Source organism: Nonlabens sp. Asnod2-A12 (assembly GCF_045063745.1).
Lineage (GTDB): Bacteria > Bacteroidota > Bacteroidia > Flavobacteriales > Flavobacteriaceae > Nonlabens > Nonlabens xylanidelens.
In genome coordinates, this window is sequence record NZ_JBEFOB010000003.1 from 2,001,882 (window position 1) to 2,023,752 (window position 21,871).

General features: G+C 35.4%; 22 protein-coding genes. 9 read left to right on the plus strand and 13 right to left on the minus strand.

Going from position 1 to position 21,871, the window contains the following annotated elements:
• Positions 1–48: 48 nt before the first annotated feature.
• On the plus strand, positions 49–408 hold the full coding sequence (locus tag ACJJVJ_RS09165) for a hypothetical protein (protein ID WP_104514395.1): 360 nt from the start codon (positions 49–51) through the stop codon (positions 406–408).
• Here ACJJVJ_RS09165 and recJ read toward each other — a convergent pair.
• The gene (gene recJ / locus ACJJVJ_RS09170) at positions 405–2,102 is read right to left on the minus strand and encodes a single-stranded-DNA-specific exonuclease RecJ (RefSeq protein ID WP_405369973.1); all 1,698 of its coding nucleotides are present in this window, start codon (positions 2,100–2,102) and stop codon (positions 405–407) included. The two genes, ACJJVJ_RS09165 and recJ, sit on opposite strands and share 4 nt — an antisense overlap.
• 126 nt (positions 2,103–2,228) lie before the next feature.
• Between recJ and ACJJVJ_RS09175 the strand changes: the two genes are divergently transcribed.
• Complete coding sequence (locus ACJJVJ_RS09175; protein WP_405369974.1) at positions 2,229–2,819, plus strand: carboxymuconolactone decarboxylase family protein; 591 nt, start codon at positions 2,229–2,231, stop codon at positions 2,817–2,819.
• 74 nt (positions 2,820–2,893) lie between these two features.
• On the opposite strand, the gene ACJJVJ_RS09180 is transcribed toward ACJJVJ_RS09175, so the two are convergent.
• A complete protein-coding gene (locus ACJJVJ_RS09180; RefSeq protein ID WP_405369975.1) occupies positions 2,894–3,703 on the minus strand; it encodes a hypothetical protein in 810 nt (269 codons plus the stop codon).
• Positions 3,704–3,946: 243 nt separating this feature from the next.
• On the opposite strand from ACJJVJ_RS09180, the gene recQ reads away from it, so the two are divergent.
• Positions 3,947–6,109 carry a DNA helicase RecQ gene (gene recQ / locus ACJJVJ_RS09185; protein ID WP_405369976.1) on the plus strand — a complete coding sequence of 721 codons (2,163 nt, stop codon included), beginning with the start codon at positions 3,947–3,949 and terminating at the stop codon, positions 6,107–6,109.
• Between the two features lie 49 nt (positions 6,110–6,158).
• On the opposite strand, the gene ACJJVJ_RS09190 is transcribed toward recQ, so the two are convergent.
• The 3 genes from ACJJVJ_RS09190 to ACJJVJ_RS09200 form a co-directional block, all read right to left on the minus strand.
• Complete coding sequence (locus ACJJVJ_RS09190; RefSeq protein WP_104514390.1) at positions 6,159–7,163, minus strand: acyl-ACP desaturase; 1,005 nt, start codon at positions 7,161–7,163, stop codon at positions 6,159–6,161.
• A 75-nt stretch (positions 7,164–7,238) separates the two neighbouring features.
• A complete protein-coding gene (locus ACJJVJ_RS09195) occupies positions 7,239–7,982 on the minus strand; it encodes a lysophospholipid acyltransferase family protein (RefSeq protein ID WP_405369977.1) in 744 nt (247 codons plus the stop codon).
• A gap of 298 nt (positions 7,983–8,280) precedes the next feature.
• Entirely contained in the window at positions 8,281–8,691 is a 411-nt protein-coding gene (locus ACJJVJ_RS09200; RefSeq protein ID WP_104514387.1) for a BrxA/BrxB family bacilliredoxin, read from the minus strand.
• Positions 8,692–8,943: 252 nt separating this feature from the next.
• On the opposite strand from ACJJVJ_RS09200, the gene ACJJVJ_RS09205 reads away from it, so the two are divergent.
• On the plus strand, positions 8,944–9,294 hold the full coding sequence (locus ACJJVJ_RS09205; RefSeq protein WP_405369978.1) for a hypothetical protein: 351 nt from the start codon (positions 8,944–8,946) through the stop codon (positions 9,292–9,294).
• 55 nt (positions 9,295–9,349) lie between these two features.
• On the plus strand, positions 9,350–10,498 hold the full coding sequence (locus ACJJVJ_RS09210) for a PAS domain-containing sensor histidine kinase (protein WP_104514385.1): 1,149 nt from the start codon (positions 9,350–9,352) through the stop codon (positions 10,496–10,498).
• Between the two features lie 16 nt (positions 10,499–10,514).
• Here the strand turns inward: ACJJVJ_RS09210 and ACJJVJ_RS09215 are convergent, their stop codons facing one another.
• Positions 10,515–11,969: an ATP-binding protein gene (locus tag ACJJVJ_RS09215; RefSeq protein ID WP_245890617.1), complete on the minus strand. Its 1,455-nt coding sequence runs from the start codon at positions 11,967–11,969 to the stop codon at positions 10,515–10,517.
• A gap of 175 nt (positions 11,970–12,144) precedes the next feature.
• Here ACJJVJ_RS09215 and ACJJVJ_RS09220 point away from each other — a divergent pair, with 175 nt between their 5' ends.
• Both ACJJVJ_RS09220 and ACJJVJ_RS09225 read left to right on the plus strand, forming a co-directional pair.
• A complete protein-coding gene (locus ACJJVJ_RS09220) occupies positions 12,145–12,636 on the plus strand; it encodes an RNA methyltransferase (RefSeq protein ID WP_405369979.1) in 492 nt (163 codons plus the stop codon).
• An 81-nt stretch (positions 12,637–12,717) separates the two neighbouring features.
• Complete coding sequence (locus tag ACJJVJ_RS09225) at positions 12,718–12,912, plus strand: cold-shock protein (protein ID WP_104514383.1); 195 nt, start codon at positions 12,718–12,720, stop codon at positions 12,910–12,912.
• 151 nt (positions 12,913–13,063) lie between these two features.
• Here the strand turns inward: ACJJVJ_RS09225 and ACJJVJ_RS09230 are convergent, their stop codons facing one another.
• The 7 genes from ACJJVJ_RS09230 to ACJJVJ_RS09260 form a co-directional block, all read right to left on the minus strand.
• Positions 13,064–13,588, minus strand: a complete 525-nt coding sequence (locus ACJJVJ_RS09230) for an OmpH family outer membrane protein (protein WP_104514730.1) — start codon at positions 13,586–13,588, stop codon at positions 13,064–13,066.
• A 74-nt stretch (positions 13,589–13,662) separates the two neighbouring features.
• Positions 13,663–14,556, minus strand: a complete 894-nt coding sequence (locus ACJJVJ_RS09235) for an OmpH family outer membrane protein (protein WP_405369980.1) — start codon at positions 14,554–14,556, stop codon at positions 13,663–13,665.
• A gap of 34 nt (positions 14,557–14,590) precedes the next feature.
• Positions 14,591–17,170, minus strand: coding sequence for an outer membrane protein assembly factor BamA (bamA, locus tag ACJJVJ_RS09240; RefSeq protein WP_405369981.1), 2,580 nt, complete (start codon positions 17,168–17,170; stop codon positions 14,591–14,593).
• A 1-nt stretch (position 17,171) separates the two neighbouring features.
• A complete protein-coding gene (locus ACJJVJ_RS09245; RefSeq protein ID WP_104514381.1) occupies positions 17,172–17,906 on the minus strand; it encodes an isoprenyl transferase in 735 nt (244 codons plus the stop codon).
• Between the two features lie 2 nt (positions 17,907–17,908).
• A complete protein-coding gene (locus ACJJVJ_RS09250) occupies positions 17,909–18,595 on the minus strand; it encodes a DUF6089 family protein (RefSeq protein WP_405369982.1) in 687 nt (228 codons plus the stop codon).
• A gap of 102 nt (positions 18,596–18,697) precedes the next feature.
• Positions 18,698–19,573, minus strand: a complete 876-nt coding sequence (locus ACJJVJ_RS09255) for an NAD kinase (protein ID WP_405369983.1) — start codon at positions 19,571–19,573, stop codon at positions 18,698–18,700.
• Positions 19,574–20,230: a CBS domain-containing protein gene (locus tag ACJJVJ_RS09260; protein WP_405369984.1), complete on the minus strand. Its 657-nt coding sequence runs from the start codon at positions 20,228–20,230 to the stop codon at positions 19,574–19,576.
• A gap of 85 nt (positions 20,231–20,315) precedes the next feature.
• Here ACJJVJ_RS09260 and ACJJVJ_RS09265 point away from each other — a divergent pair, with 85 nt between their 5' ends.
• Positions 20,316–21,029 carry a pyridoxine 5'-phosphate synthase gene (locus tag ACJJVJ_RS09265; protein WP_405369985.1) on the plus strand — a complete coding sequence of 238 codons (714 nt, stop codon included), beginning with the start codon at positions 20,316–20,318 and terminating at the stop codon, positions 21,027–21,029.
• Positions 21,029–21,790 carry an alpha/beta fold hydrolase gene (locus tag ACJJVJ_RS09270; RefSeq protein WP_405369986.1) on the plus strand — a complete coding sequence of 254 codons (762 nt, stop codon included), beginning with the start codon at positions 21,029–21,031 and terminating at the stop codon, positions 21,788–21,790. The genes ACJJVJ_RS09265 and ACJJVJ_RS09270 overlap by 1 nt, the downstream gene beginning before the upstream one ends.
• The last annotated feature ends 81 nt before the right edge of the window (positions 21,791–21,871 follow it).

Consider the following 21,871-nt stretch of genomic DNA (forward strand, 5'->3'; position numbering starts at 1 on the left):
CCGATCTTTGTAGGGTAATTAAAAGTTTAATCTTAAAACATTATAGTTATGAAAAATTCAAATTTAAAAACCGCAGCATTTAGTATTATTTTTTTATTTTTCACTTTATTCTCCTTTGCACAAGAAGCTCAAAAAACATCAAACAGCTTATCTAATTCTCTAGAAGAAATAACCATAACAGTTAAAAAATCATCACTCAAAGACCAAGCTATTTTTAAAAACAATAAAAAAGCATTGCGCAGGGCTGCAAAACTGAGTAAAGGTGATATTAACAAATTTAAAAATGAAATAGCTACTTCTATCCCATCATTCAGCGATGTAATAGATAACAACTGGGAAGAACTCTATGACGAGTCTAAACTACTTACACTCATCGGTAAAGTAGAATCCTTACCGTCTGTACTTTAAGAAGTGATATCTCTCAACCTCAATTGCAAAGAAACATTTCCTTGCCATTCATTTTCATCAATGGAATAAGCAATGTGGAATTTTTTACCATCGGTAATTTGATCGCATTTCTCACCCATATTAAAACCTATGGCATTAAAGCCATTCTTCTCCCCTTTTTTTGAGGCCACCTTAATTTTAAGGTGGTCTTCATCTTTCCCCACACGTTTACCGTACCCAGTATCTACCACGTTTTCTGTCATAAACACAGGGGTCATATTACCTGGGCCAAATGGTGCCATTTGCTGTAGTATGCGATAAAATTTAGGTGTAATTGCGCTTAAAGGCAGCTTAGAATCAATATGTATTTCTGGTGTAAGATGTTTATTCTCTATGGTAGCACAAACCACCTCTTCAAATCTTGCTTTAAACTTCTCATAATTATCCGGTAACAAGGTGAGTCCAGCAGCGTACATATGCCCACCGAATTGTTCTATATATTCCGAGCATTGTTCTAATGCATTATAGACATCAAAACCTTTAACACTACGAGCACTTGCAGCTAGCCTATCACCAGATTTACAAAACACTAAAGTAGGTCTATAGTAGGTTTCAGTTAAACGAGAAGCCACAATACCTATCACTCCTTTGTGCCATCCATCATTATAAACAACACTTGTAAATTTTTCTTCTTCTTTATTTGTTATAATTTGATCTAACGCTTCTTCTGTTATGGATCGATCTAGCTCTCTTCTATCAGAATTATAATTTTCTATAGCAGCCGCAAATTCTTTAGCCCTATCTAGATCTGTCTCTTTGAGCAATTCTACCGCATGCAGCCCGTGTTTCATTCTACCAGCAGCATTGATACGTGGCGCAATGGTAAAAACAACGTCAGTAATAGTAAGGACCGTTTTATTTAAATTCTCGATAATTGCCTCAAAACCGGCTCTCGGACTAGTATTTATAACATTAAGACCATGATATGCTAGTATTCTATTCTCTCCAGTCATCGGTACAATATCTGCACCTATTGCAGTGGCTACTAAATCTAGATATGGAATCAAAATGTCAAAATCCCAATCATTTACAATAGCAAGAGCCTGACATAATTTAAATCCAACACCACAACCGCACAACTCATTATAAGGATAACTACAGTCTGATCGTTTAGGGTCTAGAACTGCTATCGCGTCTGGCAATTCCTTACCAGGTCTATGGTGATCACAGATAATAAAATCTATTCCCTTTTCCTTTGCATAGTCAACTTTATCTACAGCCTTAACACCACAATCTAATGCAATAATTAATGAAAAATCATTATCGGCCGCAAAATCGATTCCCTTATAACTCACCCCATAACCCTCATCATAACGGTCTGGTATATAAGTAGAAACACGATCATAAAAACTTTCTAAAAACGTAGACATCAATGCAACACTAGTAGTCCCATCTACATCATAATCACCATAAACGAGAATATTCTCGTTATTACCTACTGCTTTTTGAATACGTTTAACAGCCAGCTCCATATCCTTCATTAAAAAAGGATCATGTAATTCTTCAAGATCAGGTCTGAAGAAGGATTTCGCTTTCGCGAAAGCGTCCACACCACGTTGTACTAACAAACCAGCTAGAAAAGGATCTACTCCTAACTCTTGAGCTAGCTGCTGTTGTTTTTGAGAATCTGGTACCGGTTTTAAAGTCCAACGCATTTGGTAAAGATAAGATCTAAAAAAGAGTCTAAGCTCTTTAATTTAATTTGCAATTTTCACTTTTGTGATGTTTCCTTTATTTTTAAAACGTAAATTACAAGACAAGAAAATTTAAATAAAACAAACATGCCATTAGTAACCCCATTAGACGCCAGTCATGATCCAGAAACTGCGCAACTAGCAGATTTCTTTAATGAAACATTAGGTTTTTGCCCTAATTCTGTCCTTACCATGCAACGACGCCCAGCCATATCTAAGGCTTTTATCAACCTCAACAAAGCTGTTATGGCAAACGAAGGTCGTGTAACCAGTGCTTTAAAAAGAATGATTGCTTGGGTATCTAGTAACTCAACAGGATGTAGGTACTGCCAGGCACACGCCATAAGAGCTGCAGAACGTTATGGAGCAGAACAAGAACAACTGGATAATATATGGGAATACCGCACACACTCAGCCTTCAGTGAAGCAGAGCGTGCTGCACTAGATTTTTCTCTAGCCGCTAGTCAGGTGCCTAATGCCGTTAACCAAGACATAAATGACAGACTACACCAGCATTGGGATGATGGAGAGATTGTAGAAATGCTAGGTGTAATCTCACTATTCGGCTACTTAAACAGATGGAACGACTCTATGGGAACTACCTTAGAAGGTGATGCTATCGATAGCGGTAACCAATACTTAGGAAAACATGGCTTTGAAGTAGGCAAGCATGTTTAAGCTACTCTAGAAATTCCTCAAATAAAAAGGGTGCTGGTTTAAACCAGCACCCTTTTTATTTATGAACCTATCTATTATGGAACATTTACAAATTCAATAATCTGTTCTTTCTTGTTGTTGATGTACTCGATAACAAAATTATCACCATTCATGTATCCTACACCTGCAAACTCTGATGTATGAACTAGGTAAGCATTATTACTTTTCTTAAGTGCTACACCTATAGGTAGATTGTTATCAAAGATTAAAAAGCCTTTGGCGCTTTTCATTAATGCATATCCTTCTTTTGAAGTGAATTCATATTCGCTAGACGGCGCAGCATCATCTACCACGTTCTTTTCAGATTTAGAAGTATTTTCTAAATGACTAGATTCCCCTATCATAGCTACAATTTCAACATTAGGGCGATCGCTTATTGATTTAGAATCAATAGCTTTTGGGCTTACGCTTAACATCTCCTTAAATTCATAATCAACAGCGTCAAAAGAAGTCATCGCATCTCTTAGTGCTTCAAAATAGGCTTTGTCATTAGACTTAGTTCTCCCTACACCTTTTTTAGTTGTGAAAACAGTATCACCAGCACAGTTAACCAGTCTTAAAATTAAATTTCTTGTGAGACTACCACTTTTATCTATTTTCAATTGAAGCGCATTACACACTCCTCTATTCATATCTTCTGGTAGAATTGCTGCATTTCTAAAAGCATTAAAATTGCGTTTTTTAAACTCAAAAACAATCAACTCGTTTAATCGGTATTCATTTGCCTCACTCTGAAAATCGTATTGATTTTCTACGACAATGTATTTATAATCATTCAAATCTTGATTTTGAGCAACTGCAAAAAATGTTATTGTAAAAAATAAAAATGCAAATAGATATTTCATAAGCTGATATAAATTGAACTGTAAAACTTCTCTATAACGATAAATAAGGCATTTATGTTGTTAGAAATCTCGCTTTCGCGAAAGCGGAAAAATACAAATTAACTAGATAGAAAAGTGTCTATCTCACTAGGTAAATCAGGAAGTGGCCTCATCAAGTTATAAACAAAGCTTTATAAAAACACACTGAAACCCTACCTTTGAAACTTGTCTTTTAAGACGTTACACGCCATTCAAATCAATATCATGAAAAAGCTAGAACTACTCAAAAAGTATTTTGGTTACGACAGTTTCCGCCCGTTACAAGAAGAAATTATAGACAGCGTTATTGCTGGAAAAGACCTTATGGTCGTCATGCCTACTGGTGGAGGTAAATCCATGTGTTTTCAATTACCCTCTTTACTTCTAGACGGCATTACACTAGTTGTATCGCCACTTATTGCTTTAATGAAAGATCAAGTAGATGCGTTGCGAGCAAACGGTATTGCAGCATCTTACTTTAATAGTTCACAAGACGCTACACAGCAACAAGAAATGCTAGAAGAATTGCGCTCTGGACGTCTCAAATTAATTTATGTAGCTCCAGAGAGCATCGGTTTACTGAATAATCATCTTCAGGGAATTCCTGTTTCTTTAATTGCGGTAGACGAGGCGCACTGTATTTCTACATGGGGTCACGATTTTAGACCTGCATATACACAGTTATCTTATTTTAAAACCAGTTTTCCAGATGCTAACCTGATAGCACTAACTGCCACCGCAGACAGAGCCACTAGGGCAGACATCAAAAAACAATTAGGAATTCAAAATGCACAGGAATACGTCTCCTCCTTTGACCGCCCTAATTTAACTCTAGAAGTACGTCCAGGAAATAATAGACTGCAGCAAATGCGTCGTTTTTTACAAAAGAACAAAGACGAGTCTGGTATTATCTACTGTCTAAGCCGTAAAACCTGTGAATCACTTGCTAGTAAGATATCGGCATATGGTTTTGATGCGGCAGCTTATCATGCTGGTCTAAGTCATGAAGAAAGAGAAAATGTACAAGAGAAATTTATTAAAGACGACCTTAAAATTGTGTGTGCGACTATCGCATTTGGGATGGGAATTGATAAATCTAATGTGCGATTTGTACTGCACTATAACATGCCTAAAAACATAGAAGGTTATTATCAAGAAATAGGTCGTGCTGGTCGTGATGGTATTAACTCGCATGCGTTATTATTTCACAGTTATGCAGACGTGATCCAGCTGCGCAAATTTGCCGAAGGAAGTGGAAATGCCGAATTACAAATTGCAAAGCTGGAGCGCATGAAGCAGTTTGCCGAAGCACTAACCTGCCGCAGGAAAATGCTCTTATCCTATTTTAATGAATATCTAGATGAAGACTGTGGCAACTGTGATGTATGTCTTAACAAGCCCGACTTCTTTGACGCCACACTACCTGCACAAAAAGCATTGAGCGCCATTATACGCACTAATGAACGAGCATCTCTTAATCTTTTAATAGATGTACTACGTGGTGCACAAAATGCCGCCATAATGGAAAGTGGTTTCCAACATATTAAAACTTATGGCGCTGGTAAAGAAATTACATGGAACAACTGGCAACAGTACATCGTACAAATGATTAATCAAGGTCTGGTAGAAATAGCTTTTCATGAGAACAATCATTTAAAAATCACACCTCAAGGTAAGGAGGTGCTTTTTAACGGTCGCAAGGTATCGCTAGCAGTTATACCTAAACCAGAAGAACTAGCCTCTCGTAGAGCACAACGTACCAAAGAAGAACTACCGACAGAGGTGAATCGCGATCTTTATGAAGCATTGCGCAAAACTAGATTACAACTGGCTAATGCTGGAAATCTAGCACCTTACATGATTTTTAGTGATGCGACTTTAAAAGATATGGCAGCCAGAATACCACTGGACGATAATGAATTTGCTGACATTACCGGTGTGGGAACTCATAAACACGATACCTATGGTGCAAAGTTCTTAAAAATGATATCAGAATTTAAGGATGACCGTAAAAAAGACTTTGTCTATAGGGATGAAATAATAAAACCTAAAAAAGCCAAAAAGAAAAGTACTGGTCCTAAAAAGGATACTGTAATGGAAACGGTCCTTTTATTTAGAGAAGGTAAAACGATTCAAGAAATAGCTGCAATTAGAAATTACCAACCTGGTACTATCTTAAATCACCTTACTAAACGTTATGAAAGCCACAACGATATAGATTTAGAAAAATTGATAGATCCTAAGGATTATGATTTAATAGCTGCAGACTTTGAGCAAATAAAAGATGCTGAGAGCCTTAAAAGCATCTTTGAGCATTTTGACGGTAAGATAGATTATGGATCTTTAAGATTAGGTCTGACTTTATTAAATGAAAAAGCAGCTATTTAAATAATAGCTGCTTTCTATATAAGTTACCTCTCAAAAATAAGAGTTTAAATTATCCTCCTACGATTGCTGGATTTACCCAACTAAATTTTGCGGACTCTGCCGGTATTTTAACACGTTGAGAAACGCGCTCCATACGTGCAGGTAGTTTCATTAAATAATCTCGTGCTTTCTCTGCTTCTTCAGTAAGATGACTCATGCTTGCGATATCCCATTGATCTATAAGCTTTTGCATGATATCTATGTAATCTTGAGCTGTATAAACACCTATACGTTGTGCGCTGTTTGAAAAATCTTCAAACGCACTACCTATACTCTCACCTTGCTCTCTTAAAAACATGGCTGGCATTACAATTTTATGCACCATCATTTCTTTAAATGCAATCATCATATTACTAGCATCTACTTTAAAGATCTCTGTTACAAAGGTACTGTAGGCTTTATGGTGACGCATTTCATCTCCAGAGATAATGCGACACATTTTTGATAAAGCAGTATTTCCATAACCACGTGCAAGTTTTGCTACACGGTTGTGTGAAATGTATGTCGCTAACTCTTGAAAACTTGTGTAAATAAAGTTTTTATAAGGATCGCGATCTGTACCTATATCAAAACCATCAGTAATTAAATGATGTGTTGTAATTTCTATCTGACGCATATTAACACGACCAGAAAGGTAAAGATATTTGTTAAGCACATCTCCGTGACGGTTTTCTTCACCAGTCCACTGTCTGATCCATTTAGACCAAATGTTTCCTTTTCCTTCTACTTGATTAATACCTTCTACGTCCATTAACCAAGACTCATAGGTAGGTAATGCTTCTTCTGTGATAGTATCTCCTACTAGAGCTACCCAAAAATCATAGGGTAATTCTTTAGCTAGTTCTCTTAGCTCACGTACTTCTTCAAAAAAGGTGTCTTCTTGAGAATTAGGTAAGAAATCTGTAGGCTGCCAGATCTTATCTACTGGAATTAAGTACTCATCCATAAAGGATTGTACTTTACTTTCTAGCGATTGCATCACCTCGATGCGTATATTTTTAAGGGGCTTGCTCATAAGTATAGCTTATTATGTAAAGGTAGTCGTTTTGAATTTGTTCCGCTTTCGCGAAAGCGGAAATATTATCTAGCTCTATACCGCTGTAGAAGTAACGCCGTTATGCACAATTTCTTGTGTTTCTAGAATCACCTCGTCCATATCTCTTCCTTGGATAGGAATAGGGTTATGAATGGTTAATGCTATTTTATTTCCCATACCGTAAGGGAATTTTCCATAACGATCTACTTTCCAACTATTATTAACTGTTACTGGTACTATAACGGCGTCTGGAGCGTATTTAAAAATAGTCTTTAAACCGTTAGTTTGAAATGGTTTAGGAACTCCTGTTCTACTGCGAGTTCCTTCAGCAAAAATTACTACGCTACGTTTCTTTTCATGTACGTTCTTAGCAAATTTAATAAGTGCTGTTATCGCCTGTTTGCGATCTTTACGATCAATAGCACAGTTCTCTCCTATTCTTAAATTAAGTGAGATGCTAGGAATACCTTTGGCCAATTCCTTTTTTGCAATAAATTTTGCATGATAATCCCTAAGATAATAAATTAATGGCGGTATATCAAACATACTCTGGTGGTTACATACAAATACGTAAGATGGACCAACAGGTAGTTCACTTTTATAATTGATGCTAAAGGTATTGAACAGTGGTAAATGAGATTGCATTAAGAACCAGTTAAGTATATACACACTCTTGCGATGTGCATTATAGCCACCTAATTTGTAACTAATAAGCTGTATAGGATGGAAAATAACCAGAAACAAGAAGAACAGTATGAAGTGAATTACTGTTAATGGATATGAGATGATTTTTTGCATGCTGCAAAGATAATTTGTTAATGCACATCAAAAAACGAGAACTGCTTAAATCGATATGCGTGCATAGTATTTTTGAGTTAGGAGTTAGGAGTTAGGAGTTAGGAGTTAGGAGTTAGGAGTTAGGAAAATCAAATTTTTAAAATTATAACACAACAACAAATGGGATTTATTTTACTTGTGAATTTAAAGATGACCTTGCTTTTATTTTAACACCTAAACATCTTGTGATACATCTTAAATAAAAAAAGTGCTTTTGTTTTCACAAAAGCACTTTTTAAAAATTTTAAACTAAGACTGACTAGCAGTTTTCGTTATAAGCTTCTTTAAGGTTTTCAGCAATCATTTCAGCTGGTCTTCCTTCTATGTGGTGACGTTCTAACATGTGTACTAACTCACCATTTTTGAACAATGCCATAGATGGAGAACTAGGTGGAAAAGGAATCATAGCTGCTCTTGCTGCATCTACTGCATCACGATCTACTCCTGCAAAAACTGTCACGATATGATCAGGTTTTTTTGAGTTATCTAGAGACATTTTTGCTCCTGGACGTGCATTTGCTGCTGCACAACCACATACTGAGTTTACAACAACAAGTGTTGTACCTTCTTTACTTAGTGCTTCTTTTACGTCGTTTTGTGTATATAAGTGTTCAAATCCTGCGTTACCTAAATCGTCACGCATCGGCTGAACTAATTCTGCTGGGTACATAATATTAATTTTTTACAAAGGTAAAGACTTCTAGCTCTTTATAAAATAGTAATCCTATCATTTAAGTTTATTATAAGAATGCTTTTATGTATAGTTAAGTGAGTTGGTGAGTAAATTTTAAAAAAAACAATCACTCCCTATTTATTTCACTCATATCAGTAAATTTATAATAAAGAGCTGCTTCTGTTCTAATTTCATTCCTAACCGTTTACAAATGTTTAGTATCTTTAAAAAATAGATAGTAAGTTAATTATGGCTAGAAAAAAATGTCCTGAATGTAAGGAAGAAGTACGCGGTAGAGCTGATAAGATTTACTGTAGCGACTACTGCCGTAATGTGGCTAACAATAAGCTTAATAGAGATAGTAACGCCTTAATGCGCAATATCAATAATAGATTACGTAAAAATCATAGAGTATTACAAGAACTCAACCCTTCAGATAAGATTAAGGTGACCAGAAATAAAATGCTTGCAGCAGGTTTTGACTTTAATTTTTTCACTAGCATTTACACTACTAAAAAAGGTACCGTCTATTACTTTGTATACGATCAGGGCTATCTACCTATGGACGATGATCACTATTTAATTGTTAAACGCGACTGATCAATAAAACACGTAAACGCACGTTAACACCTCTATACAAACACCTTATTCTTGCATGAACTTCACTTCTAATAAAGACATCTACCGATGGATCATGATTGTAGTTGCAGTCATTATTACTTCATTAATTCTATGGAATACTTTTGATTTTTTCCAGCAATTGAAAGAGAACGAACGTAAGAATATACGCGAGTTTGGTATCGCAGCAACAGATCTTCAAAATCAATCTCTTAATGCAGATTTAGGTGATTTAGGTTTTACTGTAATGGGTAACACTACATCAGTACCAATGATAGTGGTTAACTATAAAGGCGAAATGAGTGCCCGTAATTTACCAGAAAAAGCAGAGCGCGATACAGAAGAACTTAAAAGATTAATCGAGGTTTTTAAACAAGAAAACGACCCTATAGTCACCGAGTTTGAAGGAGAGCCATTTAGTACCATTTATTATGGAAATAGCGACGTAATTACAAAGATTAAGTACTACCCAATGGCGCTGGTAATTATAATGCTTCTATTCTTCTCAGTTATATGGTTTTTCTATCGATCTAGTAAAGCCAGCGAGCAAAACAAACTTTGGGCCGGTATGGCTAAGGAAAGTGCACACCAGATAGGTACGCCGCTTTCTTCTCTCGTAGGATGGACTACTATTTTAAGAGATACAGATGTAGATCCTTCTTACATAGATGAGATGGAAAAAGATATAAACCGTTTAAAAATGATTACCGATCGTTTTTCTAAAATAGGTTCTATCCCTACACTTACCGAAGTGGACATCGTACAGCAAACTAAACAAGCCGTCGAGTATATAGCTAATAGGTCTTCAAAGCTCATCAAATTTGACATAGACCTACCAGATCAACCTATACAGGTTAAGTTAAATGAGCCCCTTTTTGAATGGGTGATAGAAAACTTGATTAAAAATGGTATCGATGCCATGAAGGGAAAAGGAAATATATCTGTCTACCTCAAAGCAGACGTGTACAACGTATTCATTAAAATAAAAGATACTGGTAAAGGAATTCCAAAACAGCAATGGAATCAAATATTCACACCTGGTTTTACTACTAAAAAAAGAGGTTGGGGCCTGGGATTATCACTTGCTAAGCGCATTATTAAAGACTATCACAACGGTAAAATAAGAGTAGCCGATAGTAAAAAAGACCTAGGAACTACCTTTGAAATTACTCTAAACAAGATCTAACAACGATTATGAGAGCTTAACTTCTAGGTAGCGTTACTGTAAACGTGGTCCCTTCTCCATAGACCGTGTTCATCTCTATTTTTCCATTGAAGTTCTCTACGATTTGCTTTACCATAGCGAGACCTAATCCCATACCGCTATTTTTAGTAGTGAATTTAGGTTCAAATATTTTGTTTTCGTTATCAGGATGTACACCTGTACCGTTATCCTTCACCTCTAGAAATACATGTTGAGTATTGTGAGTAACTGACACATCTATAACATTTTCTCGGCTACTATCCACAGCCTGTATTGCATTCTTAACAAGGTTAGTAACCACACGTATCAATTGAGTTCTATCAAAAACTATCATTAAAGAATCTGTATCTTCTGTATAATTAATATTAGATTCATTAAATATATCCAGCGCTAGTTGGGTTACCATGCACACATCAGTCTCTTCGTTTTTTTGAGCCGGCATAGTTGCATAAGTAGAAAATGCACTAGCAATATTACTCATAACGTCTATTTGCTCGATAATAGAATTAGAATATTCATTTAGTTTTTCCTTAGCATCTGGATCTTCAGGATCAAATCTTCTCTGAAAACTTTGCACTGTAAGTCGCATAGGTGTTAGTGGGTTTTTTATCTCATGCGCGACTTGCTTTGCCATTTCTCGCCATGCTTGTTCTCGCTCGCTAGTTGCCAGTTTTACAGCACTTTCTTCTAGCTCGTCCACCATTTTATTATAAGACTCTACTAGAGTATTTATTTCTTCAGTTCCTTTGTAATCTATTTCTAGCTTACGGTTGCGTTTTGAAATATCTAACTCTTTCAGGTTATCAGAAATATTTCTAATGGATCTAGTTATATATCTGGATAGAAAATATGCTAGGACTATAGAAAAGCAGAACATAAGCGCATAAACTAATGCCAGTCTCTTAAGAAACTCCTCTAGTTCATGATTCATAAAGTCGTCGTTCTCTATGTAGGGTAAGTTAAGAATAGCAATATCTTTAAACCTATTATCTACTAGGTAGGTATAACTAGAGCGATAACTCTCACCATCTACTTCAAATTGTTCTACAAAACGATCATCTTCGGCATTATTGAGTCTTTTAATAATACCTGGTGATATTTGATTATGTAAACTATCACTAATAAATTGTGCTTTAGAACTTTTAAGTAAAGCTCCATTTAAATCATACATATAAATAGGCATACCGTGTACAGCACTCAAATCATAAATATCTTTTTTAAAAATATAAGGCAAATTACTAGTCACCACCTCATAAGTAGTTTCATCTAGAATAAACGCAATATGTTCCTTAATTGCTTGTTCCTTGCGTAATAATCGCTTTTCATGATAATCCTTTGCCTGCTCCTGAAATTGATATATAGACATACCAGCAATCAAGACACTCGCAATAATAGTTAGCACCATCATGGAGAAGAAGATGCGATTTCTAAGGCTATTTTTATACAATTTCATTAAGGTAAAAATAACAATAACCGAGCCAGTTGTAAAAAAATATTAAATCTTATAAGTGAATGGTGTTTTAATTCCGCTTTCGCGAAAGCGAATACAACATCCATCTATAAAGAGTCCATAAAACTCTGCGCGAGGACAGACTGCATATAATCAGTTAAATTAATAGATTTGCATCATGAAAATAGATAATCTAGAGCAAGGATATTACGGAATAGGAATCATGCATGGCAAGACACCAGAAAATCTAGGTGTATTATGGCGTACGGCACAAAATCTAGGAGCAAATTTCATTTACACCATAGGTAAACGTTATGCAAAACAAGCCTGTGACACTCACAACGCTGTAGGTGCTATACCTTATTTTCATTATAAAACATTTGAAGATTTTTACAGTCATTTACCTAAAGGCGCTATGGTGGTGGGAATAGAGTTAACTGACAGTGCTGTGGTGCTAGAAGATTTTAAACACCCACGCAATTGTGTTTACTTATTAGGTGCAGAGGACCATGGATTAACCAACGAGGCCATCACAAAATCACATCATATAGTAAAATTTAATACTCCCAAAAGTCTAAACGTGGCAGTTGCCGGAAGTATAATCATGTATGATAGAAGCGTAAAAGGAAATCATGTCTACATAAATGGTGTTCCAAAAGAGTCCTTATAGACTTAAAATAATTTTACATTTTTAATTTTAAAACGATGAAAGTTTTTACTTTTATGATCTAAACTATTATTAAAATAAACCATGAAACAAGGAACCGTAAAATTTTTTAATGAATCAAAAGGATTTGGATTCATCATTGAAGAAGGAACTAACCAAGAATGCTTTGTACACGTTACAGGAACTATCGACGAGATAAGAGAAGGTGACCACGTAGAATATGAAGAAAAAGAAGGAAAAAAGGGAATGAACGCAGTTAATGTAAGACTAGTAGATTAATTTTCATTCTATAGAAAAAGCAAAATCCCAACTCATTAAATGAGTTGGGATTTTTTTTATGGTAAAGAGTATGGCTGTAATTAATTACAGCCCATTAAAAAGCCGCTGTATGACCACAGCGGCTTTTTAAAACGTGTTTTATAGAATTGAATTACTTAATTCCTAATTCTGCTTTTACATCATTAGTAAGATCATAACCGTCTGCCATGATGATACCAGTTCCTGTAGTAGAATCAAGTACATAATCAAATCCTTTTCTTCTAGCAACTGCAAAGATAGCCTCTCTTACTTTCTTATAAAGTGGCTTTAATAAGTCCGTTCTTTTTTGACCCATTGCAGTTTGAGAATTTTGGTAATACTCCTCTAATTTTTTCTGACCTTCAGCAAGCTCTGCAAGAATTCTTTCGTTTTCTTCTTGAGTTCTTTGCGGTGCAGCTTCTTGTGCATTTTGATATTTAGTTTTCAATTCTTTATCCATCGCAGTTAACTTAGTTTCATAAGTTTTTGCAAGATTTCTTAATTGCTTATCTGCTGCAATAGCACTAGGTAACGACTCTACTAATGATTGAGAAGCTACGTGACATACCTTAGTCGGTTGCGCATCTTGTGCCTGACCTAGATTAATACCTGCAAAGATAAATGCGATTACTGCTATTAGTGTTTTTACTTGTTTCATTTCTTTATTAATTGTTATCAATTTTTAATTCCATCAGCCTACTGAGGCGGCTGCAAATATAAGGAGTTCCTATATTATTCACCACCAGGTGGTGTTTTCTTATTTTTCTCTGCGTTTCTAGCGTCTATCTCAGCTTGTTTCTTTGCTCTAGCCGCTGCTCTTACTGCAAGAACACTGTCTTTTCTACGTTTGCGGTCTGCCATGAGCTTATCTCTTCTTGCTTTGTAAGCTGCTGCTTTTGCTGCTTTTGCAGAGTCACGCACTCTTCTTTGCTCATTACGGACAGCATCACGCTCTGAGATCGCTTTTTGAACCGCTTCTTTTTTATCTTCTTTTGCCTGTTCCTTTTTCTCCTTTTCCTCTGCCTCTACAACAGACAAGTAAGGTTCATCATCTTCTACAGGATTATTTCTTGCATCTTGCTTTTCTTGAGCCTCTTTTCTTTTACCAGTTCTACCGATAGCTTTTAAAACTAAATCACTAACATCGTGACGGTCTGCACTATATAACAAAGCAGCTTCAGAACTATCGATTAACATGTCGTATTTCTTCTGCTTTCCTATCTTTTGCACCTCATTAAAAACTTGGTCTTGTATAGGCTGTATCAACTGTTGTCTTTGCAATAGAAAGTCACCTTGTGGACCAAAACGTTTTTGTTGATAGTCTGCTAGATCTTGCTCTTTTAAAGAGATATCTTCTTCCTTTTCTTCAATAAGCTCTTTAGTAAGTAAAACCTTTTCATTTTGAAGAGAGGCTTTCATTTGAGAAATCTCATTAGACATTTGGTCTATCTCACCTTTCCACCTTTGCATTTTTTGCTCTAGTTGTTTTGATGCTTCTTGATATTCTGGAACACTTTCTAAAATGTATTCCATGTCTATGTAAGCTATTCTTGCTCCTCTCTGTGCTTGCGCAAAAGTGAAACTAAAAAAAGCTACTACTCCAATAATTAAAATCTTAGTTCTCATAAGCTAGTTGTTTAAAGAAATAATCATGCCATATTTAAAACTGTTGTCCGATTATAAAGTGAACGTTCCAGCCACTAGGCTCATCACTTGCAACGTTAGGAACACTATCAAAACCATAACCAAAGTCAACACCTAATAATCCAAATGCTGGCATAAATATACGTAATCCTGCACCTGCAGAGCGCTGTACATCAAAAGGATTATAGCTTCTAAAACGGTCATATGAACCTGCAGCTTCAGCAAAAGTTAATACATAGATAGATGCTGCCTGCTCTAATGAGATAGGATAACGTAATTCCATAGAGAATTTATTGTATACCGTATCTCCATCATCACTTGTAGTTAATGCACTGTTATCATAACCACGCATTCTAATAATATCACGACCATCTAGAGAGAAAGAACCTAATCCATCACCACCCACAAAGAATCTTTCAAAAGGAACTAGACCACGATCATTGTTATACGCTCCTAAGAAACCAAATTCAGTCTTAGTCTGTAAAATCAATTTTTCATACAGTTGGGTATACCAAGTTCCTTCAAATTTGATTTTATAGTATTCTAAAAACTTAAATTTCTCTTGATCTATCTTACCACTATCTGCTATTCCATTAGTTTGAAATTCTGGATCATCTTCTAGATTTTCATAATCTACTCCATTCCATACAGAATAAGGTAAAGTCATTTTTGCTGTAAGTGAGAAGGAAGATCCATATGTAGGGAAAATAGGATTTACACCCACGTTATTACGACTTAAACCAACTGTGTATGCCAGGTTATTTGAAAAACCGTTAGGAAAATTAAATAAACTAGTCTGGTAGTTTTTTAAGTTATAATGTTGGAAAGAAATAGCTTGAGAGAACTGAAAGTATTGATCAGGCCATTCTAATCTCTTTGCTATACCTATAGTACCACCAGTAATTAAGAACCTTTGATTTCTATCTACTTCACTAAAATCTTGTTGATTTACACGGAATTGCTCACTGTGTGAAAAAGAAACATTAAAAGAAACTGGTTTTTTACCACCTAACCAAGGCTCTGTAAAGTTTAAACTATAGGTTCTAAAAATAGTACTTGCTTGCGCTCTTATGGCTAGAGTCTGCCCATCACCCATAGGTACTGGCTCATATGCCTCGCCATTAAATAAATTACGTAATGAGAAGTTGTTGAAACGTAAACCTAGCGTTCCTACAAAACCTCCACCACCATAACCACCTTGTAACTCTATCTGACTTGCACCAGACTCTACTAGTTCATAATCTACATCTACAGTTCCTTCTTCTTGATTAACATTATTTAATTGAGGATTAATTTGTTGAGCATCAAAAAAACCTAACTGACCTAATTCACGAATAGAGTTAATAATCTTCTGACGAGAGTACTTCTCTCCTGGAGACGTTCTTATTGCTCTATAAATAACATGGTCATTTGTTCTTGTATTACCACTTACACTAATGTTGTTAAAATAAGCTTCTTTACCTTCTACTATTCTAATTTCAAAATCAATTGTATCATTTTGAACACGAGTTTCTACTGCATTTACACTAGAAAACAAATAACCACTATTTTGATATAAATTAGTTAAATCATCAGAATCTGGATCTTGTGGATTACTAATCTGCTCATCAAAAGCAACACCATTATAAACATCTCCTTTTTCTATTTTAAGTAATCTCTTTAATTGCTCATCAGAAAAAGCAGTATTACCTATAAACTTAATATCTCCAAAATAATACTTTCTTCCCTCTTCTACTTTTATATCTAGAGAGATGGTTTTATCATCTACCTTAGTCAAAGTATCTGATATAACACGAGCATCTCGATAACCACTCTCTTTGTATTTATCTACAACAGCGATTAAATCGGTTTGAAAATCGTCTTCAATATATTTAGACCTTTTTAAAAGTCTTATAAAATTCTTCTTTTTAGTGTTGGACATTGCACCGCGCAATTCCTTATCGGTAAGCATAGAATTTCCTTCAAAATTTATCTCTGCTATTTTAACTTTCTTACCTTTATCGATATCTATTTTCATATCGACTCTATTCTTTCCTGTTGTATCCACTAGAGTGCGAGTTTTCACTTTAGCATCAGCGTACAAGAATCCTTTCTTTTTGTATTTATCTTCTATAAAAGATCTAGTTGTAGTAATAAGATTTTCAGTCGCTTTACGTCCTCTAGTTAACTTTAATTCTTCTCTAAGATCTTTAGTCTGCCCTTTGCGCAGTCCTTGTATAGTTACCTCATTAAGGTTAGGTACCTCGATAATATTAATTTCTAGATTAATAGTATCCATCACATCGTCTTCTGGATCTCCTATAATATCTGTAGCAAAAATTCTTATGTCACTAAATAGTTTTAGATCCCACATTTTCTTTACTACCTGACTTATACGTTCACCTGGCACAAAAACCTCTTCACCTTTACGTAGTCCTGTAAAAGCGATTACCGTATTTTCATTATAAGTCTGGCTTCCTGTAACCGTAATTTCACCTATTTTATATTTGGTGGCATCACCTATAGCTAGGTCTCCTCTTTTCTCTTGAGCGTATGTAGTTGCACTTAATAGTAAACATGTTACCAGTAGTAGCGAGTTTGCTAACTTTTTTATCATTCTATAATTGTTCACTTGTTTTACCAAACCTTCTTTCTCTATCTTGATAATTATGTATTGCTTCTAACAGATTTTCTCTTCTGAAATCTGGCCAAAGCACTTCTGTAAAATATAATTCTGCATAAGCAATTTGCCATAAAAGGAAATTACTAATACGTTGTTCTCCACTGGTACGTATCAATAAATCTACATCTGGCATATAACTCGTATATAGATGTTTATTAATAACGTCTGTATCTATTTGATCGATCTCTAAGGAACCTTCCTTTACCTGACCGGCCACATTTTTTATAACTGATATCAACTCTTCTCTAGATCCATAACTTAAAGCTAGAGTTAAATTCATTCTTTTATTATCTTTAGTCGCCTCAATAACCTCAGCCAGCTCTTTTTGGGCAGACTTAGGTAAAAGACTTAGAACACCTACAGCTTTAAGAGAAATATCATTCTTCTGTAAAGTAGGAAGCTCTTTTTTAAGACTAGAAACTAACAACCTCATTAAGGTGTCCACCTCTAACTTTGGTCTTTTCCAGTTCTCGGTACTAAAAGCATATAAAGTTAAGTGCTCCACACCTAATTCTGCACATGCTTCTACTGATTGCCTAACTGCTTTTGCGCCTTTTTCATGTCCACGCACACGCATTAAACCTTGTTTTTTTGCCCATCTACCATTACCATCCATGATAATAGCAACATGCTTAGGGATTCTAGTACGATCGAGTAATTCTTGTGCCATACTTAAAAGTTACAATAACAAGGTTTACGACCGAATGTGTAGGTAAGAGTCACCCCACTAAACACGTACCAGTCATTGTTATTTAAGTTACCAAATTTCAAATTGTCAAAATCTTTACTTCTCACAGGACTACTTCCATCGAGATTATCTGTAAAAGTATACCTAGCGCCTATCTCTGCTGCGAGTATCAATTTAGGAGTAAGAGACATCTTAACTCCAAAAATTATAGGCACCGCAATATCTGTTGTTTCACCGTATTCTTCCAACTCATTTGTGTTATTTAGTGCAAACAACTCATAATGAAACGCAGTAAGCCCAGTATATAAATAGGGTGTAAATTGTGGTCTACCTGAATATAATTCCCAATCCCAGAAGGTATACTCTATACCTACGCTCGCTTCTAGCATCGTGTAATCATAGTTTAAACCTCTTAAATCTCTTGAAATATCGTCGCTATCATTATCATCACCTACCATATTTGCAGATATAATGGTAGCTCTAAAACTGTGTCGTGGACTACGGTTCCATTTAAAAACACCACCTATTGCGACATCGTTAAATTGAATGTACTGAGTACTTCCTACATCACCTACCACATTTGAGGTTCCTGCAAAAACACCTAACTCATAGGTTTGCGCTTTCGCGAAAGCGAAACTAAAAAAAACAATAAATAAAAAAACTAACCGCATGGAATTTTTAAAACGTGCAAATATAACAATTCTCTTTACCCAGCATGATGTTTACATGCTCGATTCTAGTAATACAGAACTAGTATTGATGTTTTTTATTGTTTAATTGCGTTTATCTTCACCCCAAAGCAACTTCTCCCTGATGGTCTTAATGAAACTTTGTCCTTTTAACTCTATGAGATCTATAGTGAAATCTGCTTTTTTAAGTGTCAATTGCGTCTCATTAGGATAGGATGCTATACGATTATCTAGCGATGCAAGAAATTCTTCTTCACGACCACTTACTTTAATAGTGATCTCTGTATGATCTGGAATAACAAGTGGACGTGCATTTAAATTATGAGGCGCTATAGGTGTTATCACAAATGCATCTGTATCTGGAGATATTACCGGACCACCACAACTTAAACTATAACCTGTAGAACCTGTAGGTGTGGATATTATCAAACCGTCTGCCCAGTAAACAGTTAACAGCTCTTTATTTAATTTAGTTTCTATTTGAATCATGCTAGTGGTATTCATACGACTAACAGTCACCTCATTAAGTGCAAAATTACGCGGCTCTGGATGGTTTTCTTCATGTGTAGAAACCAGCGTGATTAGACTGCGCTTACTTAAAGTATAATCTCCATTATGTAAAGCATTTACCGCTTCTTCTAGTTGGTCTTTATGCAGTGTTGCTAGAAAACCTAGTCTACCTGTATTAACCCCTATTACTGGAATATCTACTTTACCTATGTAGGCGACAGCTCTAAGAACCGTACCATCTCCACCCATACTTATAAGCAGGTCAAATGATTTATCTAATTGATCAAAAGAATCCAACCCTAATGCAACACCCTGACCTTTAAGCAAATCATGAAATCCAGACTCCACTAGCGCGACGCAATCTTTACTTTTTAAAAGATCGATGAGCTTCTGACACGTTTTCACTGTTTCATCATGAAGATACTGACCGTATATAGCGACTTTTTTCATTTACATATTTAGGTATTTATTCAAATAATCTGAGCGTTCTTTTAAGGTATCTAGATAAGAATCTTCTTCAGCAGCGCTTACTATCTCATAACTATACCTTCTAAAAGTTTGCAGAACGGTATTTAAATTTTGAGGACTCAGTTTGAGTGTAATCTCAGACATATGATCATTATAATTACTTACAAAACAACCGAATATCTTAGAATCATTAGACTCCACTATTTGTGCTATTTCACTAAAACTATAATCATTAGATCCTTTTTGAACGACTACTACTGCACCAGACTCGTACATAAATGGTGCGTCATTAAATAGCTCCATAATATCTTTAAGCTCATAGTAGCCTAAATATTCATTTTTACCATCTAAGACAGGCATCATATTAGATTGATGTTGTGCAAACGCTTCTAAAACATCTAACCAGTGCGTTTCTTCTTTTACATGAAAAGCAGTCATAGAATATTTAACGGTCTGTAATTTTTGATCTGACTCAAAACAATGCGCATCATTTTCTGACAGACATCCTATATAAATTTCATTTTCCATAATAGGTAAATGAGAATAGGTAAGCTGCGAGAATATTTCTTGTGCTTTTTTCATGTCTGACGAAATGTCCAAAGGCTTTACATCATTAATTATGTATTGCTTAATATCCATAGAGTGCAAAATTTAACGCAAATTAATCAATTCTACACTTATGCGTCTGACGCAATCCTTTGTATTTTTGAAATAAAAATACAACATGGCAATTTTAAGTGTAAATGTCAACAAGATAGCAACTTTGCGTAATTCTAGAGGCGGTGACGTACCTAATTTACTAAAAGTAGCGATCGATCTAGAAGCATTCGGCGCACAAGGAATAACAATTCATCCTAGACCTGACGAGAGACACATAAGATATCAAGATGCTAGAGATCTTAAAAAAGTAGTGCAAACAGAACTTAACATAGAAGGAAACCCTATAGAAAGTTTTATAAAACTAGTGGACGAGGTACAACCTGCTCAAGTAACCCTAGTACCAGACGGACCAGATGCCTTGACATCTAATGCTGGATGGGATACTATTAAACATAAAGATTTCTTGACTAAAATCGTGAAACATTTTAAAGATCAAGGAATACGTACTAGCATATTTGTAGACCCTAGCATAGAAATGATAGAAGGCGCTGCAAAAACCGGTGTAGACCGCATTGAGTTATACACAGAAGATTTTGCTAGTCTTTATGATAACGACAGAGATAAAGCAATCGCTCCTTATATAACAGCAGCAAAAAAAGCAACAGAACTAGGAATAGGAATTAATGCTGGTCATGATTTATCTCTAGAAAACATAAAGTTTTTCAGCGAGCAAATACCAGGCTTATTAGAAGTATCCATAGGTCATGCTTTAATTTCTGAAAGTTTATATCTAGGACTAGAAAATGTAGTTAACATGTATAAATCAAGACTAGCATAATGTTACATTCTATAATTTTAGGTGAAGGACAGCCATTTTTAATCCTACATGGCTTTTTAGGCATGGCAGATAACTGGAAAACTCTAGGTCGCAAATGGAGTGAAGACGGTTTTCAAGTACATCTAATCGACCAGCGCAATCATGGACGCAGTTTACATAGCGACGAGTTCAACTACTCATTAATGGCACAAGACATAAAAGAATATTGTGATGAGCATAAGCTTAAAAACATTATTCTTTTGGGACACAGCATGGGCGGTAAAGTAGCCATGCGATTTGCTGCAGAAAATGAAAGCTATTTAGACAAATTGATAATAGCAGATATCGCCCCTAAAGTATACCCACCACACCATAGCGATATCATAAATGGACTAAAAAGCATTGACTTTGATAAGGTAAGCTCTCGCAATGATGCAGACGAGATGTTAGAAAAAGTAATTTCCGAATTCGGCACACGTCAGTTCTTGTTAAAAAGTCTTTATCGCGTTGAGAAAGGTCGTTATGGATGGCGATTTAATCTAGATGTCTTAGGTGAGTCTCAAGAAAAAGTAGGTATTCACGACCCTATTACTACACCTATAAAAACACCTACCCTTTTTATAAGAGGTGGTAAGTCTGGATACATATTAGACAGTGACGTGATGATTATAGAGCACGCTTTCGCGAAAGCGGAACTAAAAACAATAGAAAATGCAGGACACTGGCTTCATGCAGAGAAACCGCAAAAATTCTTAACATATGTTACGAAATTCGTAAAATAACAGTTGTTATGCTTGCATAATAATAACGAAAACGCTTGCGTAATATTAATTTAATATTAAATTTGACACATACAAATTTAA